This is a genomic window from Dasania marina DSM 21967 (assembly GCF_000373485.1).
Taxonomy (GTDB): domain Bacteria; phylum Pseudomonadota; class Gammaproteobacteria; order Pseudomonadales; family Dasaniaceae; genus Dasania; species Dasania marina.
Genome location: NZ_KB891578.1, coordinates 37,491 through 59,382 on the forward strand (window position 1 = coordinate 37,491; position 21,892 = coordinate 59,382).

The window sequence follows — 21,892 nt, forward strand, 5'->3', positions numbered from 1 at the left end:
GTGAAATATGAGCTGTAATGCCAACGACATAGTGGTACTGGATTTTGAAACCACGGGCCTCTCGCCGCTACAGGGTGATAGAGCTATAGAGATAGGTGCGGTGCGTATAGTTGATGGCGTGGCAGTTGATCGCTTTCAGTCCTTGATGAATCCTGGCTTTAAGGTCAGTGGCTTTATTAGCCAGTACACGGGCATCAGCAATGCCATGTTGCGGCAAGCGCCGCCTTGCGCAGAAGTGATGGATGGCTTTGCCGACTTTATCGCGGATAGTAATTTATTGGCCCACAACGCCAGCTTTGATAAACGTTTTTTAGATGCTGAGCTGGCCCATATTCAGCGTCGTTACCGTGGTGAATTTAGTTGTTCATTATTAGTGTCTAGGCGTATCTACCCGGCTGCCCCCAACCATCAATTGGCGACTTTACTGAACTATGCCAATATTGCAGCGGATGGTGATTTTCACCGAGCATTATATGATTCAGAGATGACGGCTAAACTATGGCTGGCGTTATTGCAAACTATAGGCGAGCGCTGTGGCTTGCAGCAAGTGCCTTTTTCGTTAGTGAAAAAGCTAGTAAAAGTGCCTAAAAAATCGGTGGCTGATTTTTTGGCGCAGTGGTAGTTATGCATTTAACGGTAGCTTCGATAGGATTTTGTAAGCGGTATTTTTATAGGATTACCCATGTATCACGGTGAAAAGCTCAATAGCATTACCCATTTAATAGGGGCCGTGCTGGCCCTGGTGGGTTTTGGCGCCTTGTTAACGATTAGCATTCAGCTGCAAAGCTGGCGGCATATACTAAGCTTTAGTGTGTTCGGGGTGACCTTAATTTTGCTGTATACCATGTCCACGCTGTATCACAGCTTTCATCCGCCTAAGCTGAAGAGAATTTTTCAAAAGCTAGACCATATCGCCATTTATTTATTAATAGCCGGCACCTATACCCCGTATATGCTGGTGTCACTGCAAGACGATGGCATGCTGATGTTGGCGGTGGTTTGGAGCCTAGCGTTGGTGGGGCTGTTATTAGATGCGCTAGTACCTAAGCGCATTGTATGGCTGCAAGTCATTATTTACGTGGTAATGGGATGGGTGTGCACCGTGCAATACAGTGCGCTGCAGGCGGCAATATCCGAGGTCGGCGTTGCTTGGCTGACAGCGGGTGGCTTGGCTTATACCGTGGGTATCGTATTTTACTTATTGGGTAATGTAAGCAACTTTCGCCATGCCCATGGCATTTGGCATTTGTTTGTTTTAATGGGCTCGCTGTGTCACTTTATTTCAATTGTGGGCTATGTGCGATAACACTAGGAGTGAATATGAAAGCGATTAAACGTAGGCAATTACTAGGAATGCTGTTGTGTTGTTCAGTGGTTACATCAGTGTCGGTCTATGCTGAAGATAGCTGGTGGCAAAAAGGCCTTAACAGCCTTAAAACACTGAAGGCCGACCAGCCTATAGCCAGCGAGCTCAGCGCCGATGATATGGCTGCGGCGTTTAAGCAAGCCTTGCAGTTGGGGTCGGATAAAGTCGTCACCCAATTGGCCAAGGTGGACGGCTTTAACACCGACCCCGCTATACACATACCCTTGCCCGCAGCGATTAACCAGGCTAAGGCTTTACTCGATAAAGTTGGTATGGCCGCGGCAGTTGACGAGCTGGAACTCAAGTTAAACCGTGCTGCAGAACTGGCAACGCCGAAAGCCCAAGCCTTATTTGTAGAGGCTATTAAAACCATGACTTTTGACGATGTACGGGCTATCTATCAAGGCCCCGAAGATTCCGCTACCCAATACTTTAAAAGCAAAATGCAGAGTTCGCTAGCCGCCGAGATGCAGCCCATCGTGAATGACAGCTTGTCCCAAGTCGGCGCGATTAAAGTTTACGAACAGCTAATTAGCGAATATAAAAGCCTACCCTTTGTGCCGGACTTAACCGCCAACTTAAACGAGCATGTAGTGAATAAAGGCATGGATGGAATATTTTATTATTTGGCAAAAGAAGAAGCTGCAATCAGAAAAGACCCAGTGCAGCAAACCACCGTATTGCTAAAGAAAGTATTTGGTAGCCAATAATATAGCGGCATTAAGCTACTGGCTTAATCGTGTAGACAGCGCTAATTATATTGACTATGCTCAGGATGTTTTTGGAACTCGTGGCTAGCTATAGTATCAAAGCGTCTAGGCACGGTAGTTTAATAACCGTTTGTACTTTTATTACATAGTAAAATATTCTCATGGCGCAGTTGTTTTTATACTTAACTCTCTTCCTTGCCACTACCGTAGGTATGGGAGAAGGGTACTCGTTAAACGCCGAAAGCCTAGTCGATGATAATACTGTTTGTTTTGATCAAACAGAGATTGATGTTGATAGCGACACCGATAGCTCCGATGCTTGTAGTGTTAGTGGCAGGCAATTTTTTGCCGAGCTGCTTGCGCCAGGCCATATTACTAGCCATAGGAATTTCTTAGCCTCAGCGTACCGCCCCCACCATCCTATTCGCGCACCTCCTTACGTCCTAAGTTAGTTTTTTGCACCGGCACTTGCCGGAACATTAATCGCTTAGGAGTACATTCTAATGATTGTATCTATTACCTTCCGTCATGGTACGGAGGATAAGCCCCTGCGCCGCCATATAGGCCAGGAGTTATTATCCTTTCCGTTGCATGCCGCCAATATCACTCGCATCCAAGTTGTGTTTAGTAAAGAAAAACAGCACGAGCAAAAGGATGATGTGATCGGCTGCCATATTTCTATACACATCCCTAATAAACATCCCGTTGATATTTATGAGTATCAGGCCAATGAGGCGCTGGCATTTGATCGCGCGCAAGAGCGGGTCATAGGCAAGCTGATACAAATCAATAGCAGCCATAATCGCTGTCAAAAAATTTACCACCGGGCGTCCATAGGAATTTAACACCATGAAAAAACTTAATTTTTTTGCAACAAGCAGTATTGATGAGTTGGCTCAGCCCATGATGGCTAAAGAGCTAAGTGAATATTCATCAGCATTGAGTGTTTTAAATGATTTTGCCAAACAGCAGCCTTTATTGATAGCGGCATCGGCCACGGCGGTAGATGCTGAAAATATTATGCATCAGTCCCATGTCAGTGTGATGTTGGTGGTTGACCAAGATGGACACTTTATAGGGCTTATTAATACCGAAGATTTAAATGAGCAGGGGATAATGAAAAAGTTATCGAAAGGCTTTAAACGCAGCGAATTATTAGTCAGTGACTTTATGCGGCCCAAAAGCCAGCTACAGGCTTTTGATTATAAAGAATTATCAGCAGCCAGCATTGTCGATGTGATTAATACCTTTAAGGAGAGTGGCCAACAATTGGGCTTGGTGATCGATAGGCAGCTGCACAGCATACGCGGCTTATTATCGACCAGCGACATTGCTAAAAAGCTGCGCCTGCCTGTGGATATTGAAGTCAAATCGAGTTTTTCCCATGTGCTGGCACAGATGCATCATTAATAGAGAGAGCTGAATTGTGAAGAGAGTAATGAAAAAATCCATGATGAAATTTATGGTGTTAAGTTGTGTTAGTTTAGCGGCTTATAACGCGACGGCCGCAGATATCAATGCCGGCAAGGCAAAGTCGGCCATGTGCGCGGGCTGCCATGGCGCGGCAGGTGTTTCTGCAATAGCAATTTATCCTAATCTGGCGGGACAGAAAGCGCCTTATCTAGAAAAGCAGCTTAATAATTTTCGCAGTGGCAGTCGAATAGACCCGGTGATGTCGGCGATGGCTAAGCCTTTAAGCGATACGGATATAGCGAATTTGGCAGCGTACTTTTCTAGCTTGTAAGCGGGCGGTGCGGGCAGGGCTATATAGGCCTGCAGCACCTACTCGGGCAAGGCTTGCCTAGGTGCTGGCGAGCAGGGCATGATATGGCCTTTCGTGTAATAACGACGAGGTCGAGTTTATGTCTGTTTCGCCAATTACCTGCATTATCAATGGCAATGTGTATAAGTTAACTGCCCACGACAGCTTGCCGGTGCAACAAATGCCCGCAGCCGATAGGCAGCAATTATTAAGCGTATTGGCGTTGGTGCAGCGCTGCGAGCAGCAATCTAAGGTGGCAGTGCAACAAGCGGTACAGGTGGCCAGCGGGCAGGGTTCTGCTAGCACGACCAGTACGGCAAGCGCCAAGCCAGAGCGTTTGGGCAGCGGCGATGTAGACGCCTTAATGGCTAGGTTGATACAAGAGGAGCAGCAAAACAAAAAGCCCGCGCTCAGCAAGCAGCGCTTGCTACGTAATGTGTTGCTGACGATAGCGGTGATTATTGTGCTAACGTTAATTTTCTAATCTTGCTACCAATAATAAAAAAGCCCCCATTGATTTCAGTGGGGGCTTTTTCGTTTAGCGAATAAACTAGCTAACTATTTTAGCAATAGTTGGTTTTAAAAATTATAGCTAACCCCCGCATAGTAATAGGCTCCATTAAAGCCAAAGGGCGCCGAGCGGCGTGAGTAGGTAAATACCCCAGGGCTGTTAACTATTAAGTTACCTCCGCTTTCTAGCGCACCGCCACGGCTATTACCCTTTTCGTTCTTATCGGGGTAAACGTCAAAGATATTATTACCACCGGCATTGACGCTCCAGTTGTCATCAATTTCATAACGTACATTTAAATCGGTGAGTATCTCGGCACCGTAGGTTTGTTCTCCGCCGTCTAGCACGGTGTATTCACCGTAACGGTTAAAAGCCAGTGATACCTGCCAGTTATTTTTAAGATAGAGCATGCTTAAGGATATGCGATCTTTAGGCTGCCATTCTTCTATGATGGAAATATCTTGATCACTAAACACCACGCTGGCCGGTATGTCGGCCAGTGAGTCAGGGCTGTAAATATCAGTAACCTCGGTGTCGGTAAAGTTAGCTGCTAGGGTGACGTCCACCGATCCGGCTAAAACCTCCCAGCCATTGTAGGTAACAATAATATCTACCCCTGTTGTTTCAGTGTCGGCACCGTTTAAGAAAAACTGTCCAGAGCCGGCACCTGCAGTGACCAGTGCATTATTTAAGTCTGTGCTGAGGCTGCCGTCTAATTGGTTACTGATAACAATGCGATCTTCTATGTCTATAGAGTAGTAATCGATAGTAATACTGACTTGTTCAGAGGGGGTCACAATAATACCAAAGCTCATATTCACTGACTCTTCTTCTTTCAACTCGGGTATGCCTATGTCTTTGGCGACTTGGCTATCATTCCTAAATGTGCCCACCTGCACAGGAATTTGTGGCCCCAAGGGGTTATCGGGGTCGTTTACAAACTGTGTACCTATATTATTAAAATACAACTGTTGCATAGAGGGCGCTCTAAATCCGGTGCTAACTGCGGAGCGTAAACTCACCCTATCGGTAACCGCCCAGTTACCGGCTAGCTTAAAGTTGGTGGTGTCACCAAAGCCATCGTAGTCGTCGTAGCGCATAGCGGCACTAACAATTAGATCAGCATTAACTTGGTATTCGCCATCCACATAAGCCGACATCACATCGCGCTCCTCATCTACTGATGAGGTTGGGCTGATACCAGGGAAACCCTGTATACCGCCACTGGCGTCTTGCGCGTATAAGGAGCTGGCACCACTGGTGTCAAAGTCGGTGTAGGCATAGGCGTCGCCGGGTTTAATTTGGTAATCGTCGGTACGCATTTCGGCACCAAAAGCTAGGCTTAGCTCACCCAAGGTATGGGTGAAGTCTAGGTTAATTGTTTGTAGGCCCAACTCTAAGCCATAGGCATCGGCCGAGCGCGGTATGCTGGCGCGTATCTCGGCATCACTTAAGCCTTGGTCAAAACGCAAGAAGTTGACATAGGAATAGTTAACCGAATTATTGGTGCTGTAATCAATTTCATTGCTGCCATCGGTGTAAGAGATATCCATGGACATGCCATTATCAAAATCCATGGTGTAGCCCAGGCTGTAAGAGAAATCATCAATTTGTGATTCAATTAAAGGCAAAAAACCGTTGGGTATCACGTTATTACCATCGGCCAAGTAAGCCGATGAGCCCGAGCTAGGGTTACGATAAAAAGCACCGGATTCGTTTTCACGGCTGGAGTAGGTTACAAAGCCGTATATTTCACCCTCGCCCAAGGGGTGGGCAGCGTTAAGTGCGGCGGCGTATTGTTTGGAGTCGGCATCACCTATACGAAAGGTATCGCGATCGAAAGTAATTTCTCTGGGGTCGGTGATTTCGAGATAACCATTGCCGTTGCTATCACTAAGGGCGCTGCAGTCTTCAAAGGCGCAGGTACCTTGCTTGCCTGCGCGGTTGGTGTTGCCACGGTCGCGAAAATTAAAGGTGGCGTTAATAAAACCGCCGTCACCTATTTCAAAACCTTTATTAATATCGACGTTGGTGGTTTCGCCATCGCCTTCCTTAAACTCACCATAGGAGAGGCTAATCTTGCCGGCGTCGGCGGAGTTTTTAAGAATAATATTAATGACACCGGCGATGGCGTCAGAGCCGTACTGGGCGGCGGCACCATCACGTAACACTTCTATACGCTCAATGGCGGCGGCAGGTATAGCATTCATATCGACACCGGCGGTGCCTCGCCCTACCGAGGTATTGATATGTATGAGTGAGGCTTGGTGACGGCGTTTACCGTTGATTAGTACCAAGGTTTGGTCGGGGCCCAAGCCGCGCAAGGTGGCGGGCCTTAATGCATCGGTACCATCACTGATGGAGGAGCTGGAAAAGTTAAAAGAAGGTGCTAGTGATTGTAGCATTCTGCCTACTTCGGTGTGGCCGGTGCTCTCCATAGCGCTGGAGCTTAATACATCTACCGGTACTGGCAAGTCCTCGGCGGTGCGTCCTTTAACCCGTGAACCTATAATCACAACTTCTTCTAAGGTGGTATTTGCGCTCTGTTTTTCTTGCGCTAAAGCTACGGAGTTATAACTTAACAACTGGCCTGCCATAACTGCAGATACTGCAAGGGACAACGTTGATTTCCTATTCATGTTCATTTGCCATTCTCCTAGGGGGTTATAATGTGCTGCCATTATTGTTTTATTAGAAAGCTAAGTTGTGTTGTGCTTTGCGGCGGCATGAAGAGTTATTGGGCTTTATTACCGCAGATGCGGTTATATTTTTGATTAGCGTAACTATAAGCCTAGTCGTTTTTATATTTATATTGAGGGAGGGGCTGGTGTTTTACATACGCAATTGCGATTAAAAAAATATTCTATATGGCGTATTTTTTCTACGGAGAGGGTTTTATAGGTATTGCCCTAAGGCAATAAAAGCCGCAAAGCTTAAGCTTACGGTGAGCAGCATGCGCTGGGTGGCTAACATAATGATAATGGCCACCAGTGCGGCCCATAAATAACGGTTGTGTAGGTGTAGGGCCAGCTCGCCCTCGGGCATAAACAGTATGGGGGCAGCGATAGCTGAGAGCACCGCTGGGGCTGAGTAAGATAAAAAGTGCTTGGCTCGGTAGTTAAGTCGTATCGGCAGTTTGGGCTCTAAAAACACATAGCGGCAACTAAAGGTAATCACGGTGAGCATCAGTAATAGGCTAATCATCGCCGCCCTCACTTGCTTGCTGGCTATTGTGGGCCAGTGAGCTGTCATCACTGTCTAACAGCGGTGACAGTATAAAGCCTATAGCCATGGCGATTAAGGCGGCCAGTACCAAACCTGCTGGGGACTGCCAATAAGCAAACAGTACCGATAGCAACGCGGCGATTAGGGCGACCAGCAAAGATGAGACGTTTTTAATAGCGGGTATTAATAGCGCGATAAAGGTGGCAGCAATCACAAAGTCCAGCCCCCAATTTGCTAGGTCATTGAGCTGCTGGCCTATCACTATGCCCAAGAGGGTCCACAGGTTCCAACTCAGGTAAAACCCTAGCCCCGCACCCAGTGCAAACCAGCGATCGAATTGGCCACCTTTAGGGGCGGCCAATACAAACATTTCATCGGTGAGCAAGAAGCCTAAGGATAAACGCCAAGGCAGGCTTAACTGCGCAATATGGGGCCGCATGGCCATACCGTAGAGCAGATGGCGCGAGCTAATCATTAAGCTGGTTAATAAAATACTGAGCAGGCCGGCTCCGCTGGTGAGCATACCCAGCACGGCTAGCTGCACCGCGCCGGCAAACACCAGTGCTGACATCGCCAAGGCCTCGCTAGCTTGCAGGCCCACTTCTATCGCTAAGGAACCAGTTAATAGCCCCCAAGGCAGCACCGCGAGGCTTAGCGGCAGCCCAGCGATTAAGCCTTTGCTAAATGAACGCTTGTGGTTGTGCCTAGGTTGGGGGGTGCTAGCCATGGTTAGTGGGGGTGTAATTCTTGTATTAACGCCGGTATCTCATCGGGGCTGAGTAGGGTGTGATTGGGGTTAATGCCCAGCTCGGCATCTAAAGGCTGTTGATGTTGTATCCACACCGAGGTGATATTGGCACTGTGAGCGCCAGCTATATCGGCGGCTAAGCTATCGCCTACGTGTATGGCTTCATGCGCTTCGCAATTAGCTAGGCTCAGGGCTTTTTCAAAAATCGAGCGGGCTGGTTTTTGCTCAGGCTCTTGGCCGCCAATAATAATATGGTCGACATACTTAGCCATCTGCAACTTCGCTATTTTGGGGATTTGCGAATACTCAGGGCCATTGGTGATCACCACTAGGGTAAAGTGCTTTTTGGCGTTGATTAAAAAATCCACTATGCCTGGGTAAAATTCTAATGCCGCGAGACGTTCGTTATCAAAGCAATCTAGAAAGCTTTGCGCCACGGGCTTAGCTACGTCCAGTATATGTTGCTGGGCCAGTAGGTCGCGTGCTAATTGTAATCTATAGCCTTGCTCACTGCGCTCAGCCAAGGGTAAGTACTTAGCGCGTTCACTGTCGCTCCACATACGGTATATACCAGCTACATAGGCTTCGGCAAAGCGCTGGCCATTAATAGGGTTAAGGCTTTGTTCGGCCAGCTGGCCTAGTTTCTCGGTGGCTAGCGCGTTGGCGGCGAGGGTGTTGCAGAGGGTTTCATCCATGTCTAGAAACAGGGCTTTTAACATTAACAACTCCGAGTGTTATTGGTGAAAAAGCATTATACGGCAATGGCCCTATAATGGCTCTCTGACTGTGCTTTATACAGTTGTTTGAGGCCGTAGCTAGACGTGGACAAATACCTTACACTTAGCAGCAGGCGGGCTGGGCAAATAATGATGAAAAAAAGTGAGAAAGATATTTGCCAAAATAACTGTTTATGTGTACAGTTCTTTTTACTGTTTGCTTATACAGTGTTTTTACCTTTATTTACCTCTAGGGGAGGGAGCAACAACTACCTTTCCCCAGAGCTGAAAAATAAGCAGGCACATACGCAGTAGCAGCTAGCAAAAACAGGCAGTAACAATATACATAACAACACGCAGTAACAAAAAAGTACTATGCGAGCTTGAACTAAGCCGTTAACGATTAACAAAGATCTGCGATCTACTAACAAGAGAGTGAATTATGGATACCAATAAAGAAAAAGCCCTACAAGCAGCACTAAGCCAGATTGAACGACAATTCGGTAAGGGTACCGCTATGCGTATGGGCGACAAGCCTGTAGAGCGTATACCGGCTATTTCTACCGGCTCTCTTGGCCTAGATATCGCGTTAGGTATAGGCGGCCTGCCTAAAGGTCGTATCGTTGAAATATATGGCCCAGAGTCTTCAGGTAAAACCACCTTAACACTACAGGCTATAGCCGAGTGTCAAAAGCAGGGCGGCACCTGTGCCTTTATCGATGCCGAGCATGCCCTAGATCCTATTTACGCCGAAGCGCTGGGGGTTAATCTAGATGAACTTATTATCTCGCAGCCCGATACCGGTGAGCAGGCCTTAGAAGTTACCGATATGCTAGTGCGTTCGGGCTCTATAGATATGATAGTCATAGATTCGGTAGCCGCCTTAACCCCTAAAGCCGAAATTGAAGGGGATATGGGTGATCACCACGTAGGTTTACAAGCACGCCTAATGTCACAGGCACTGCGTAAGCTAACCGGCAACATTAAAAACAGCGGCTGCTGTGCCATCTTTATCAACCAGATTCGTATGAAGATAGGCGTGATGTTTGGTAACCCTGAAACCACCACCGGTGGTAATGCCTTGAAGTTTTATTCTTCAGTACGTTTAGATATACGTCGCATCGGTGCGGTTAAAGACGGCGAGGAAGTAATAGGCAACGAAACCCGGGTTAAGGTAGTGAAAAACAAAGTATCGCCTCCCTTTAAACAAGCGGAATTCCAAATCCATTATGGCAAAGGCATATACCATATGGGTGAAGTAATAGACTTGGGCGTTAAGATTAATTTGGTTGATAAATCTGGCGCTTGGTATGCTTATAAAGGCAACAAGATCGGTCAAGGTAAAGCTAACGCAGCGCGTTTTTTAAGTGATAACCCAGAGATGGCCGCTGAAATTGAAAAACAGATTCGCGATGAGCTGTTAGTGGTGCCTACGTCTAATGCTGAAAAAGCAGAGATAGCCAGTAAAGCGGCGGCAGTAACAGCAAAAGAAGCAGCAAAAGCCACGGCAAAAACTACAGTAACAGAAGACGCTGTGGCGGCTGAATAAGCCTGCCCTAGTTGGCTAACTAGCGGACGTGCTGCTATGGAAAATTATCATCAAGGTGATGACGCAGCACGCGAGCTAGAGTCAGAAAAAAGATCTAAAAAAACCCCAAAAAATCCCCCTCGTGATATACGCCTAGCGGCTATGAATTTATTAGCCAGACGTGAGCACGGCTATCAAGAGCTGTACAGCAAACTAAGCAGCAAATTCGCTAAATCTGAACACCATCCCCCAGCCCTTATTGATGAGCAGCTGAAAATGCTACGAGAGCAAGGTTTGCAAAATGATGAGCGCTTTGTGGAAGCGTTTATTAATAGCAAGAAAAATAGCGGCAAGGGCCCTATGGTGGTGCGGCAACAGCTGCAGCAAAAAGGCGTAAACGCCGAGCTGATAGCGTTGGCATTAGAGGCGGTAGAAGGGGAGTGGTTTGCTCTCGCGCAAGCGCTGTATGAGCGCAAATACCAAGGCGAACCCTTTACCGGCCATAAAGAAAAAGCCAAGCGCATACGCTTTATGCAAAGCCGAGGCTTTAGCTTTGATTATTTTCTGCATTTACTGACCACACCTAGCATTTAATATTTACATCTTCACGCCACCTGTTACTACAGGATTTTTTTGAGCTTATTTACAGTAGATCTCGCTAATGTAGTTATTTCTTAGTGAGAGTAATGCTATCTCTGTATAGCGGCAGGTAGTTTGGTGGTAGTGGGGGTGGTGTCGGGCTATGTAGTAACCCCCTCTCTTTATTGGTTGTCAGCTTTTGTTTGCGCAGGCTGAGTATTTGCAGGTATCACTAATACCTGTGCTATGGGTATACTGATGTCACGTATGCCGTGGAATCAGGCAAAAAAGTGCTGCAACTTATTAAGTGTAATATATGGCTTTAAAATTTGACCGCTATAGCAAAGTCCTTGACCGCGTTATGGTGGGGTTAAGCAAAGAACGTGTGGAAACCAAAGTCATGGTGCGCACGTTTTTTGATGCCCTCACCCAAAAGTTACCCAATGGCCGCAAGCCCGATGAGCAAGAAATTCGCGCAGCCATAGAGCAATTAAAAGACGTACATAAAATTGCCGCCTTGTTATTGCTGGCTATTACCCCAGGCAGTGTGGTGACGGTACCTATGTTGTGTGCCTTTGGCAGGCGCTATGGTATAGAAGTTTTGCCCAGTGCTTTTCAAAGTAATGACCTATCCTTAGCGGTGGCTACTGCAGTAATCGGCGAGCCTGATGAAGATAAGCCGACTGAAGATAAAGAGCTTGAGGATAAGCCTCCCTCAGTCTGAGCTGATGCTGCCTATGCGTAGCTCCCTATCCTTGATATGAAACAGTGGCGTGTAGAGGTTGGTCAAATAAGGGCTGACGCTGTCGCCCTGTAAGCTGTAAACCAGTTTGTTGGCCCATGTAGTAGCTCAGACTTGATCTGGCATAAATTAACAATAAGGCTAGATCTAATCGTACAGCCGTTTAGTGCGTAAAGCAGATGGTCGAGAAAGCTGAGGCGGTAATGCCGCCATGTAATTGGGTGTTGAAGTTGATTGTTTTTTCATCCAGTGTAATACTTTTTTTCAAAGGCTCTACCAAATTTTCATGGACCCCGGTTTCATCCTAGGCATAAGTGGAGCGGATAGAGACTTTTTCTTTTTTGCCAATGTGTGAATTGAAATTAAAGGGGTCGTAACGAATGCTTATTGATCAGCCATAATCCACCGATAATCGCTAATCAAACATCCTCTGTTGAGCGGATTTGTGAAATGCCCTAAAAGACCTCTCAAGGTCAACTTCTACTATCTCAATTAAAATCTCACCGGCCCAAAACAAACTTGATGAACAGCTGCCCCGGGGCGTTTTGGAGGCTATCAGCAGTTAAGCTGATCGTCAGATTTAATATAAACCTGTGATTATGAAATGTCAGTTCAAGTCTAAGCTACTACACTTTACTACATCCGGATCAACAAACTATTGTCGCCACATATCCTTGTAGTCATACTCAGTTTGTAGTGACAGATTAAGGCGGTTGTAGGACCCAAAGTCACTGACTAAATGTACAAGTTGCACAATGCCTTTATCGGTAAGCCCTAGCGTTTTTAATTCATCTATATCGTTGTCGGTGACTGATTTAGGGTTTGCGTTTGCCTTCAGTGCAAAAATGACGATGGACAGTATGCGTTTGTTTTTAATGCTGTCAACGCCGCGGCTAACTAGTTCCTCGACATAGGATTCAGCCGTGTTCATACCATAGCTGAGCACAGTACAAAATGCACCAGTGCAGTAGTCGCAGCCATTGGCTTTAGAGACTAAAATGCCGACATGTTGAATTTCTTCCATGCTCAGTTCACCCAGCTCCCAGAGTATCTTGGTAGATCCTAGCTTGGCTTTTAAATACTCCGGAAAATTCATTTCTACGTAGAAATGGTTTGGAACTTTTCCTTCCATATCCGTCACCCAGCTAAAAATCTCTTGGATAATAGGGTCGTCAATTTCATCTGGTTTTATTAAGCCAACTCTGGTCATCGTAGTACTCCGGCACTGATAATAGGCATTATAGTAGGCGCTTTAACAAAGCTTTTAATGTTCGGGACTCATCTAAACTAAAATTTCCGAGTGTGTCTGCTTCATGGGCTTTTGCCGCCGCTAATAATTGAATGATCTCTTGCTCACCTTTTGTTTCCAAGTGATAGCTTGGGGGCTGGCCTTGAGTGCTGCGGATAAAGCCCGTTTCGATCATGTTATTAATAAGTTCAAGTTGTTTATCTTCTTCAAGCAGAACAATTTTCATCAGTTCATCGATTGTAATACCGTTGAAGTCGGCAATGGTGACCAGTGTTCGCCACTGATATTTCCCAATGCCTCTTCTGTCTAGGTGTTGTTGGAAGCTCACCTCAAATTTATGGGTGGCTTTAGCTAACAGATAGTCCAAGTAATCATCGACAAAGCCTCTGTTTTTTGACGGGTTATCCGCGTTTTTGGGGGCAGTGATAGGATGTGGTTCTGATACAGCATAGCTACCAGCATGATAGATAAGCGCTTTTTTGTCGGTTTTAATAAAATTTACCACCTCACCAACAAAAATCAAATGGTCCCCTCCTTCATAGGTGAAAACCGTTTTACATTCAAAAGAAGCGGAACAATCATCAATAACAGGCGTGCCAATAATGCCATCTTTATAGGCTATAGTTGAAAATTTATCGAGGGTTTTACTGGCAAAATGATTTGAGATACTGACTTGATCAGCAGCAAGAATATTAACGCAAAATTGCTGTGCATCGGTAAAAAATTTCAACGCTTTTGAGGTCTTGGCGAGACTCCACAATACCATTGGTGGGTCCAATGATACTGAATTGAAGCTATTAGCGGTTAAGCCGACTCGACCTACTTCGTCGCAATTGGTGGTGACCACGGTTACACCCGTAGCGAATGCTCCCAATGCGTTTCTAAATTCAATCGGGTCAATACTTTTTTCTTGGCTCATGTTACTTACCTCTAGATAATTGCTTGGCTACCAATAGTCCTGAGCCTCCATTGAGACCCGGCCCGGGGTGGGTGGAAGCGCCGATGTGGAAAACGTTTTTAATACAAGTGTCGTGGTTTTTTGCATGGCTTGTTGGGCGCATAAACAAGTTTTGATCCAGTGCACAATCGCCTGAATAAGGGTCCCCGCCGACCAAGTTAACATTCATTGCCTGTAAATCTTTAGGTGACAAAACCACGCGTTTTAATGTATTGCTATCAAGGTTAATAATGACTTCATTCAAGCGTCTAATGATTCTGTCAGCGTACAGCTCTTTAATTTCATGATTCCATTCGCCGCTCTCTGGAATCTGAATGTCGCCGGCTGCATCTCCTTTAATGAGGCTGGGAAGCTCCTGTAGCTGCAGCCATAAAATCCATTTTCCATCGGGAGCGCGGCTGGGGTCGACGGCACACGGTTGGCCAACAACGATGGTTGCTTGCTCCGGTAATAAACCACTATGGGACTGATTGACAGCCTTGGACAAAGCCTCGATACCATCAGATAGATGTATCATTGCCACGTTGTTTAATTCGGCGTTTTTCCATTGGGCAGGCTTATCCATGGCAATATGTATCTGCATATCAGCGCGACCAAACCGGTAGTTGTTTGCCTGTGTGTGTAATTCATCAGGGATATGTTCTCTGGCGATTAATTGGCCGTAGAGTTGTTGTGGGGTGACATTGCAAATAACAGTTTTGCGGGCAAGGATGGTGGACGCATCAGTCAATTTGACGCCCGTTGCGCGTTTGTTTTGGATAATAATTTCACTGACGTCTGATTCGGTGAGCAAGGTGCCTCCGTGTTCTTCGATAAGTGCTTTAAATGCACTGACCAAATTGTAGCTACCACCTTTGACTACCGGTAAACCGACGGCTTCCAACGTGAATAACACAACTTTTGCCATCATTGACGAAGTGGCGCTTTCGGGGCCAAGGCCAACATGTAAAACCCAGGGCGCAACACAGGCGTGATAGGCTCTATTGGATGATGTTTGATTTAGCCAATCACCAGCTGAGCAAAGACTAGATTTGGCGAAGGTCAATAGCTTTTTGATACCCATATTCCAGCCACATTTGGCGAGCACTCTGACGAAACTGAAGCGTTGGAGTTGCTGTGATAGCAATGGGAAAATCAATTCGGCATGGGCCTCAATTTCCTCCATGGCAGCCAGATATCCTGGGCCATCTTCCGCTAATGCTTCGGCATTGGCTTTCCTTGAGCGTGTGAAAATAAAGCTTTCACCCTGTGAAGTTAACCCGGCAGCGGGGAATTCGGTATAAGCATAATCCAGCCCATGTCGTTCCAAGTCCTCCTGTAGCTCGGCATAAGCACCAGAAGTCACAAAAAGGGGGTGCCAACTCGATAATAGGTCGTGCTGAAAGCCTGGTAGCGTTATCTCGTTAGTAGCGATGCAGCCACCGAGCTGTTGGTTTCTCTCGAGTACGCAGACTTTACTGCCATTTCTGGCCAAAAGAGCGGCACAAACCAGTGAATTCAAGCCACTGCCAATGATTATGTGGTCAAAGTCATTCATGAAATTACGTAACCTTGCTGTCAATTATTATTCATTTGATTTTGTTATAGCGAAAACAGATGAGTAGTGACAAGCAGAAAATAAGTTTTTACGCATAAAGTTTCACTAAATGAACATTTCCTGCATTTTGCGAATATCTATTTGCTTGCGGCAGTCATAGAGTTCATCTTTCGGTGCTGGGTTAATCAGTCCAGTTCGAAGGAAAAGCATCTATTAATAATAATCGGCTTTAGATCCCGCCGAATAAAATGTGGGAGTAAGAAATGACTGTTCGCTCTATAAAAAATACGCGTATGACTGACTTAAATGTATTGGTAATGAAGCCCATAGCCGCTGCTGTTGGTGCTGTGCTACTGATGGCGGCTACGCCGACCATTGCTGAAGAGGATAGCCAAAACTGGCAACTTGAAGAAATGATGGTGACAGCAAGAAAGCGCTCGGAGAGTCTGCAGGATGCGCCGATTGCCATATCCGCATATTCAAGCGAGGGTTTATCCGATCGTGGTATTACCCAGCTGAATGATCTTCAAAATGTTGCTCCTAACCTTACGTTTCAAAATAATCCCAGTTTCGGCGGTGCCAGTTCGGCAGCGGCTATTTATATTCGTGGTATTGGTCAAAAGGATTTTGTTCCGACAGTAGATCCGGGTGTGGGTATTTACCTCGATGGAATTTATGTAGCGCGTTCAGTTGGTGCGATATTTGATTTAGTAGAAATTGAACAGGTAGAAATATTGCGTGGCCCTCAGGGGACCTTGTTTGGGCGTAATACAATCGGTGGTGCGATGAGCATCACTAGTAAGAAACCTGAAGAGATGTTTAAGGGTAATGTACAGATGACCTTAGGGTCCGATAGTCGGGCTGATGTAAAGTCGATGGTCAATGTGCCTTTTACTGATGATTTTATGGGCCGCTTTTCTTTGGCGAAGTTAACCCGCGATGGTTATGTTGAGCGATCTTTTGATGGTTTGGATCTGGGTAATGATGACACTTTGACAGGCCGGGCTGCTTTTCGTTGGATAGCCTCTGATACCATTGATGTTGATATGTCTGTCGGGTTTACTGAAGATGATGAAAACGGGCCTGCGATAGAGTTATTAGGCATAAATTATGCGGGACCAATTGATCCCGACACGCCACCGTTGGCAACTATTCATAATGTTGGCGCTAACCTCGCCGCTGGAGGCCCGCCCGCGCCCTGTATTATTCCAGGTGTGACCGACACAACAAATTTGGCGGTGCCAGGTTGTTACGATAATCGCTATGTCACCAATGATGGTGTTAATCATGGCACCTCAGAGTCATTTTCAAAAACAGATTTATTAACAACAGACGTAACAGTTACTTGGCAGGTGAACGAAAACCTGACCTTCAAATCTTTAACGGGTTACCGTGATTTGGACAGTTCTTTTGGTCGTGATGGAGATGGTTCCCCGCACAGGGTGTCGGAATTTTTGGATGAATTAGACCAGCAGCAGTTCACGCAGGAATTTCAGTTGTTGGGCGCCTCTGAAGATCAGCGTTTAAACTGGATTTTGGGCCTCTATTACTTTGAGGAGGATGGTAACAATATCAATACGCTTGATTTCAGCGTTTCCAATTTTGTCAGTGGTGGTCAGTTCGATAATGAAAGTAAAGCAGTTTTTGCTCAGGCCGGCTATGACGTTGCGGATAATATTACAGTCACCTTAGGTCTACGTTACACGGACGAAAGTAAAACGTTTTTGCCTGATCAATTTATCCTAGAAAATTACTTCGCCGGTTCCGGGCATCCTTCGCTTGATGCGCCCTTTATGCAAGCTGGAAGTCGTGTACTACCTAAACTGGCAAAGGAAATATCGATTGAGGAAACGACACCCATGCTGAATGTACGTTGGCAGGCGAGAGAAAACGTTATGCTCTACGCTTCTTATTCAGAGGGCTTTAAAAGCGGTGGTTTTAGTCAGCGTGTATTTCCACCACAAGTTGCGGGTGCCACTGCTCCAGCTGGTACGGCAGATATTGACCTGATTCCTTCTTTTGAACCAGAGTTTGTAGAATCCACTGAAATTGGTCTTAAATATACCAGTGAAGATGGGCAACTACGGATTAACGCAGCGGTTTTTGATACGAGCTATGACGACTTTCAGATTCAGGTCTTTACCAGTGTTGCCCCGGTCACCAAAAATGCGGCGTCAGTGGGTATTCGAGGCGGTGAGCTTGAGGTTACCTGGGCACCTGCCGAAGGCTGGATGCTCGAAACGTCAGTTGGTATAACCGATGCAAAGTATAAATCGTTGAGTAGTGCTGATACGTTGATCAGTAAAAGTAATGATTTGGAACGCGTACCCGATACGACATTGAGTGCCGCGATTTCCAAAGTAACATTCTTAAATAACGGTTCAGCGGTAACGGCTCGTCTTGATTGGTCATATCGTGCTGATCAGGAGATGGATACGTTTAATAGTCCTGAAATCCGCCAAGATAGTTATTCTTTATTGAATGCCAATATTCGTTGGATTTCTGCCGATGAACAATACGAAGTAACTTTGGGCGGAACTAACTTAGCGGATGAAAAATATTTGGTTTCGGGGATAGTGGGTGATGCGTTTCAATCTTATGAAGGTGTATACGCTCGGGGTTCTGAGTGGTACTTGAAAATGCTTTATAACTTCTAAATGCTCTCTGCTACTTAAGGTAGCAGGTCGTATAGCCTGCCCCTTTGTGGTGGGTTAGTTGATTTTACTTACTGTCCATTGGAGAAAATTATGGTTGATTTAACCGGAAAAGTAGCAATTATTACAGGCGGGGCAGCATCTATAGGCGCCGCTATTACAGAGAAATTACATGCCTGTGGTGCATCGGTTGTTATTGCTGCACGGAGTGCGGATAAAGGACAGGCAATTGCTCAAAGGCTAGGTGATCGTGCGCTGTACGTGCAGACAGACATAACCGATGACCGCCAACTGGAAAACTTGGTGAATACAGCAGTATCGACTTTTGGCAGACTAGACATTCTGGTTAACAATGCTGCCAGTTATGACGATGACGGCAGTGCTTCAACTAGGGAGCAATGGTTGGGCACTTTAAATGCCAACGCAATATCCCCTGCAATTTTGGGGGAATTGTCTCGTCCCCATTTAAAAACCAGTGGTGGCTGTATTGTCAATATTGGGTCTATCTCAGGTATTGCGCCACACATTGGACGCTGGACATACCCCGTTTCCAAAGCTGCGATGATTCATCTGACTAAAACGCAAGCGGTGGAATACGCTGAAGATGGCATCCGGGTGAATATGGCCAGGCTGGGCCATATTTGGTCAGATCCGTTTGAGGGTTTAACGGGCGATAACCGAGCACATGCGGATAAGGTTTCTGAGCCCTATAATCTGATGGGGCGTGTTGCCAATGCCGAGGAGGTCGCCAATGTCGTGGCATTTATGGCCTCTGCCGAGGCGTCTTATGTGACCGGTGCTGAGCTTCCCGTTGATGGCGGCTATAGCGCCATGGGTCCAGAGCAGCATTACCCTCTTATGCCGCTATTGATGGAAGGGCAATCATAACTTTAATGTTTGAATAAGCGCTCCTTGATCAAGACGTGCTTATTTACAGTACAGGATAAAAGGATTAAGTTAGAGCTTCTGTTACGGGGATAAATGGGTTTAAAATAATATGACTCCGCTAAATGATCATACGCTTGTCAATACCAAACACCTTGATTACGCACGCAAGCTTATTAGCGGGGTTTATTGCGATCATAAACTTTCGCTGGCGAACGTAGCTCATAACGATCCTTTTTTCGCTATTCATAATTATGTCCCAATTGATGATCTTTCTATCAATTATATGACTTATTCTTCGAAGGTGATTATTAATCCAGGGTTTCTTGATGATTTCTATCTCTTACAGCTCCCTCTGAATAACAGTACCGCTACAGTGCATACCTGCGGTCAGGAAGTGCTGAGTCACAGTGAGGTGGCGACGGTGATTAATCCTTCTGAAAAAACATCGATGGTATGGAACGAAGGTTGCCAGCAATTGATGGTTCAAATAAAAAGATCCTCTATTGAGCAGGCCTTAGGTCGTCTTTCTCGATGTAATATAACTAAGCCGTTAGTTTTTGATCCGCTTATATCTTTAAGCGATAACCGGCGCATGGATTCATGGTGGCGTTATATAAAATGCATGGTCTCTGATATAGATGAAGGTTCTTTTTCCTATCTAGGTACGGCAGAAAAGAAAAATATCGAAAAAACTATTGTTGCCAATCTTTTGCATGCCTTACCCCATAATTATTCTTCTTTGCTGGAAGTTAGCCAACACACGATCGCCCCAAAGCATGTTAAACAGGCTGAAGCTTTTATGCTTGAGAACCTTAGCGTGCCAATAAATATTGTTGATTTGGTCGAGGTCTGTGGTGTTAGCGCACGGTCACTATTTGATGCGTTCAAACGTTTCCGTGGCGTCACGCCGATGAAACGATTGCAGAAATTCCGCCTTGAGCAGGCCCATCAGTGTCTTATGGCCGCTAAATGCGATGATACAGTCACGGATATATTAACCCAGCTTGGTGTTAGCCAGCTGGGGAGGTTCGCGGCTATTTACAAAAGTGCTTATGGTGAAACGCCTTCGCAAACGGTAAAAAAATCGCTGTAACTTTTCCCCCGATAATCGTTCACCCTACCTACTATGACTAAGCTGCGGTATTTGCATAACCATTGCGGCTAGTGAATTGTCTGTTCTGTCTTTCAATTGTTACTCTTTAACTAGTCGAGCTTAGTAACCAATTCAGAGTCTTCTGAGCGATATTCCCAAGACAGAATAAGAAGGGTAAATGTATGCGAAACATTACAATTATTGGCGCGGGCCAGTCGGGGCTTCAGCTTGGAATAGGCTTGTTAAAACAGGGCTATCAGGTACGTATTGTTACTAATAAAACAGCCAATGAAGTTGCAAGCGGCAGAATTCTATCTAGTCAGTGCATGTTTGGAACCTCATGCTCTTACGAAAAAGCACTGGGGCTGAATTATTGGGATGATGAATGTCCAGCCATAGAGGGTATTGGATTTGCAATGAATGGTCCGGATGGTAATCAAGTGATCAACTGGAAGGGGAAATTGGAGCAGTCGGCTCAGTCTGTTGATCAGCGCGTGAAAATGCCTCGCTGGATGCAAGAGTTTGAAAGTTTAGGTGGCAAGCTCGATATCTGTGATGCAGGCATTGAAGAGTTGGAGCAATACGCAACAGAGGCCGATCTTGTGTTGGTTGCATCAGGTAAAGGAGAGGTGGGGCAGTTATTTAAGCGCGACTCAGAACGCAGTGCTTTTGACAAGCCAATGCGAGCACTGGGTTTAACTTATGTGAATAACATGCCACTCGAAGAGGAATACAGTACGGTTGCCTTTAATGTAATCCCTGGCGTTGGTGAGTATTTTGTTTTTCCTGCGTTAACATTCACCGGCCCTTGTCACATCATGGTTTTTGAAGGTATTCCGGGTGGGGAAATGGATTGTTGGAAGGGCGTAGATTCACCTGAGCAACACCTTGCGCTTAGTAAGCAATTAGTTGAAAAGTTCGTGCCTGCGCAGGCACACCGTTGCAAAGATATAGAGATGACAGACGACAATGGTCGTCTTGCGGGCCGATTCCCTCCGACGATCAAGCACGTGATTGGCACGCTGCCATCGGGCGCAAAAATCATGGGCATTGGTGACGCGGTATGTTTGAATGACCCGATCACCGGGCAGGGTTCAAATAATGCCAGTAAAGCGGCAAAAGTGTATTTGGACGCTATTCTCGCACGAGAAGATCAGCCCTTCGATGAGCTGTGGATGGGTGAGACGTTTGAAGCGTTTTGGTCGATAGCTAAATACGTGGTTGAGTGGACTAACGGTATGCTGCTTCCACCAGCGCCGCACGTACAGGCCTTGTTAGGTTTTGCTAATACCCACAATGAAACGGCAAAAAAAATAGCCAATGCATTTGATACACCGCATGACTATTTTCCATGGTTTATGCAAGCCGATGCGGCAAAGAAATATATGGAATCCGTTTCCGCTGAAGCGTAGGTTTGTTTACAGGTTCAGGACGAAATGTCTTGAACCTGTAAAACTGCTTTGCTTATCCTGTCTGGTTTACCCCTGCAGATTTGAAAGACATTTTTTAGCCAAGCTATTTGCTTCCAATTCAATAATCATGATGGGCGACTCAGATAAGCTATGTAGTTTATTTTAGATTCAACTTTTTTTGAGATTGCGTTGGGCCAGTGTTACTGACGGAAAT

At 45.9% G+C, this 21,892-nt stretch carries 21 protein-coding genes; 14 read left to right on the plus strand and 7 right to left on the minus strand.

The features are described from left to right. Nucleotides 1–7 precede the first annotated feature (7 nt). The 7 genes from B067_RS0108665 (at nt 8) to B067_RS0108700 (ending at nt 4,322) form a co-directional block, all read left to right on the plus strand. Nucleotides 8–622, plus strand: a complete 615-nt coding sequence (locus tag B067_RS0108665; RefSeq protein ID WP_019529685.1) for a 3'-5' exonuclease — start codon at nt 8–10, stop codon at nt 620–622. Between the two features lie 60 nt (nt 623–682). Beyond that, entirely contained in the window at nt 683–1,306 is a 624-nt protein-coding gene (trhA, locus tag B067_RS0108670; protein ID WP_019529686.1) for a PAQR family membrane homeostasis protein TrhA, read from the plus strand. 14 nt (nt 1,307–1,320) lie between these two features. Then, nucleotides 1,321–2,076 carry a DUF4197 domain-containing protein gene (locus tag B067_RS0108675; RefSeq protein ID WP_019529687.1) on the plus strand — a complete coding sequence of 252 codons (756 nt, stop codon included), beginning with the start codon at nt 1,321–1,323 and terminating at the stop codon, nt 2,074–2,076. A gap of 503 nt (nt 2,077–2,579) precedes the next feature. After that, entirely contained in the window at nt 2,580–2,921 is a 342-nt protein-coding gene (locus B067_RS0108685) for a hypothetical protein (RefSeq protein WP_019529689.1), read from the plus strand. Between the two features lie 4 nt (nt 2,922–2,925). Then, nucleotides 2,926–3,486, plus strand: coding sequence for a CBS domain-containing protein (locus B067_RS0108690; protein WP_019529690.1), 561 nt, complete (start codon nt 2,926–2,928; stop codon nt 3,484–3,486). A 28-nt stretch (nt 3,487–3,514) separates the two neighbouring features. Beyond that, the gene (locus tag B067_RS0108695; protein WP_019529691.1) at nt 3,515–3,820 is read left to right on the plus strand and encodes a c-type cytochrome; all 306 of its coding nucleotides are present in this window, start codon (nt 3,515–3,517) and stop codon (nt 3,818–3,820) included. A 118-nt stretch (nt 3,821–3,938) separates the two neighbouring features. Next, nucleotides 3,939–4,322, plus strand: a complete 384-nt coding sequence (locus B067_RS0108700; RefSeq protein WP_019529692.1) for a hypothetical protein — start codon at nt 3,939–3,941, stop codon at nt 4,320–4,322. A gap of 95 nt (nt 4,323–4,417) precedes the next feature. On the opposite strand, the gene B067_RS0108705 is transcribed toward B067_RS0108700, so the two are convergent. The 4 genes from B067_RS0108705 to B067_RS0108720 form a co-directional block, all read right to left on the minus strand. Then, on the minus strand, nt 4,418–6,988 hold the full coding sequence (locus B067_RS0108705; RefSeq protein WP_240472844.1) for a TonB-dependent receptor plug domain-containing protein: 2,571 nt from the start codon (nt 6,986–6,988) through the stop codon (nt 4,418–4,420). A gap of 256 nt (nt 6,989–7,244) precedes the next feature. After that, entirely contained in the window at nt 7,245–7,553 is a 309-nt protein-coding gene (locus tag B067_RS0108710; RefSeq protein ID WP_019529694.1) for an AzlD domain-containing protein, read from the minus strand. Beyond that, nucleotides 7,546–8,301 (minus strand): AzlC family ABC transporter permease, encoded by a 756-nt coding sequence (locus B067_RS0108715; protein ID WP_019529695.1) that lies wholly within the window; start codon nt 8,299–8,301, stop codon nt 7,546–7,548. Before B067_RS0108715 ends, B067_RS0108710 begins: the two co-directional genes overlap by 8 nt. A 2-nt stretch (nt 8,302–8,303) precedes the next feature. Then, nucleotides 8,304–9,041: an HAD family hydrolase gene (locus tag B067_RS0108720; RefSeq protein WP_019529696.1), complete on the minus strand. Its 738-nt coding sequence runs from the start codon at nt 9,039–9,041 to the stop codon at nt 8,304–8,306. Nucleotides 9,042–9,480: 439 nt separating this feature from the next. On the opposite strand from B067_RS0108720, the gene recA reads away from it, so the two are divergent. The 3 genes from recA to B067_RS0108735 all read left to right on the plus strand — a co-directional run bounded on the left by recA (nt 9,481) and on the right by B067_RS0108735 (nt 11,869). After that, a complete protein-coding gene (recA, locus tag B067_RS0108725) occupies nt 9,481–10,587 on the plus strand; it encodes a recombinase RecA (RefSeq protein ID WP_019529697.1) in 1,107 nt (368 codons plus the stop codon). A 36-nt stretch (nt 10,588–10,623) separates the two neighbouring features. Further along, the gene (locus tag B067_RS0108730) at nt 10,624–11,160 is read left to right on the plus strand and encodes a regulatory protein RecX (RefSeq protein ID WP_019529698.1); all 537 of its coding nucleotides are present in this window, start codon (nt 10,624–10,626) and stop codon (nt 11,158–11,160) included. Nucleotides 11,161–11,461: 301 nt separating this feature from the next. Further along, nucleotides 11,462–11,869 carry a hypothetical protein gene (locus B067_RS0108735; protein WP_019529699.1) on the plus strand — a complete coding sequence of 136 codons (408 nt, stop codon included), beginning with the start codon at nt 11,462–11,464 and terminating at the stop codon, nt 11,867–11,869. A 673-nt stretch (nt 11,870–12,542) separates the two neighbouring features. Here the strand turns inward: B067_RS0108735 and B067_RS0108740 are convergent. From B067_RS0108740 to B067_RS0108750, 3 genes are read right to left on the minus strand one after another with little or no spacing between them, the layout of a single operon-like run. Further along, a complete protein-coding gene (locus B067_RS0108740; protein WP_019529700.1) occupies nt 12,543–13,097 on the minus strand; it encodes a carboxymuconolactone decarboxylase family protein in 555 nt (184 codons plus the stop codon). A gap of 28 nt (nt 13,098–13,125) precedes the next feature. Beyond that, complete coding sequence (locus tag B067_RS19985) at nt 13,126–14,055, minus strand: flavin reductase (RefSeq protein ID WP_019529701.1); 930 nt, start codon at nt 14,053–14,055, stop codon at nt 13,126–13,128. A gap of 1 nt (nt 14,056) precedes the next feature. Beyond that, on the minus strand, nt 14,057–15,631 hold the full coding sequence (locus B067_RS0108750; RefSeq protein WP_019529702.1) for a phytoene desaturase family protein: 1,575 nt from the start codon (nt 15,629–15,631) through the stop codon (nt 14,057–14,059). Between the two features lie 263 nt (nt 15,632–15,894). Here B067_RS0108750 and B067_RS0108755 point away from each other — a divergent pair, with 263 nt between their 5' ends. The 4 genes from B067_RS0108755 to B067_RS0108770 all read left to right on the plus strand — a co-directional run bounded on the left by B067_RS0108755 (nt 15,895) and on the right by B067_RS0108770 (nt 21,678). Beyond that, nucleotides 15,895–18,288 carry a TonB-dependent receptor gene (locus tag B067_RS0108755; RefSeq protein WP_156820800.1) on the plus strand — a complete coding sequence of 798 codons (2,394 nt, stop codon included), beginning with the start codon at nt 15,895–15,897 and terminating at the stop codon, nt 18,286–18,288. A gap of 90 nt (nt 18,289–18,378) precedes the next feature. Continuing rightward, on the plus strand, nt 18,379–19,173 hold the full coding sequence (locus B067_RS0108760) for an SDR family oxidoreductase (protein WP_019529704.1): 795 nt from the start codon (nt 18,379–18,381) through the stop codon (nt 19,171–19,173). Nucleotides 19,174–19,282: 109 nt separating this feature from the next. Beyond that, complete coding sequence (locus B067_RS0108765; protein ID WP_019529705.1) at nt 19,283–20,266, plus strand: AraC family transcriptional regulator; 984 nt, start codon at nt 19,283–19,285, stop codon at nt 20,264–20,266. Between the two features lie 182 nt (nt 20,267–20,448). Beyond that, on the plus strand, nt 20,449–21,678 hold the full coding sequence (locus B067_RS0108770; protein WP_019529706.1) for a styrene monooxygenase/indole monooxygenase family protein: 1,230 nt from the start codon (nt 20,449–20,451) through the stop codon (nt 21,676–21,678). Nucleotides 21,679–21,892: the final 214 nt, after the last annotated feature.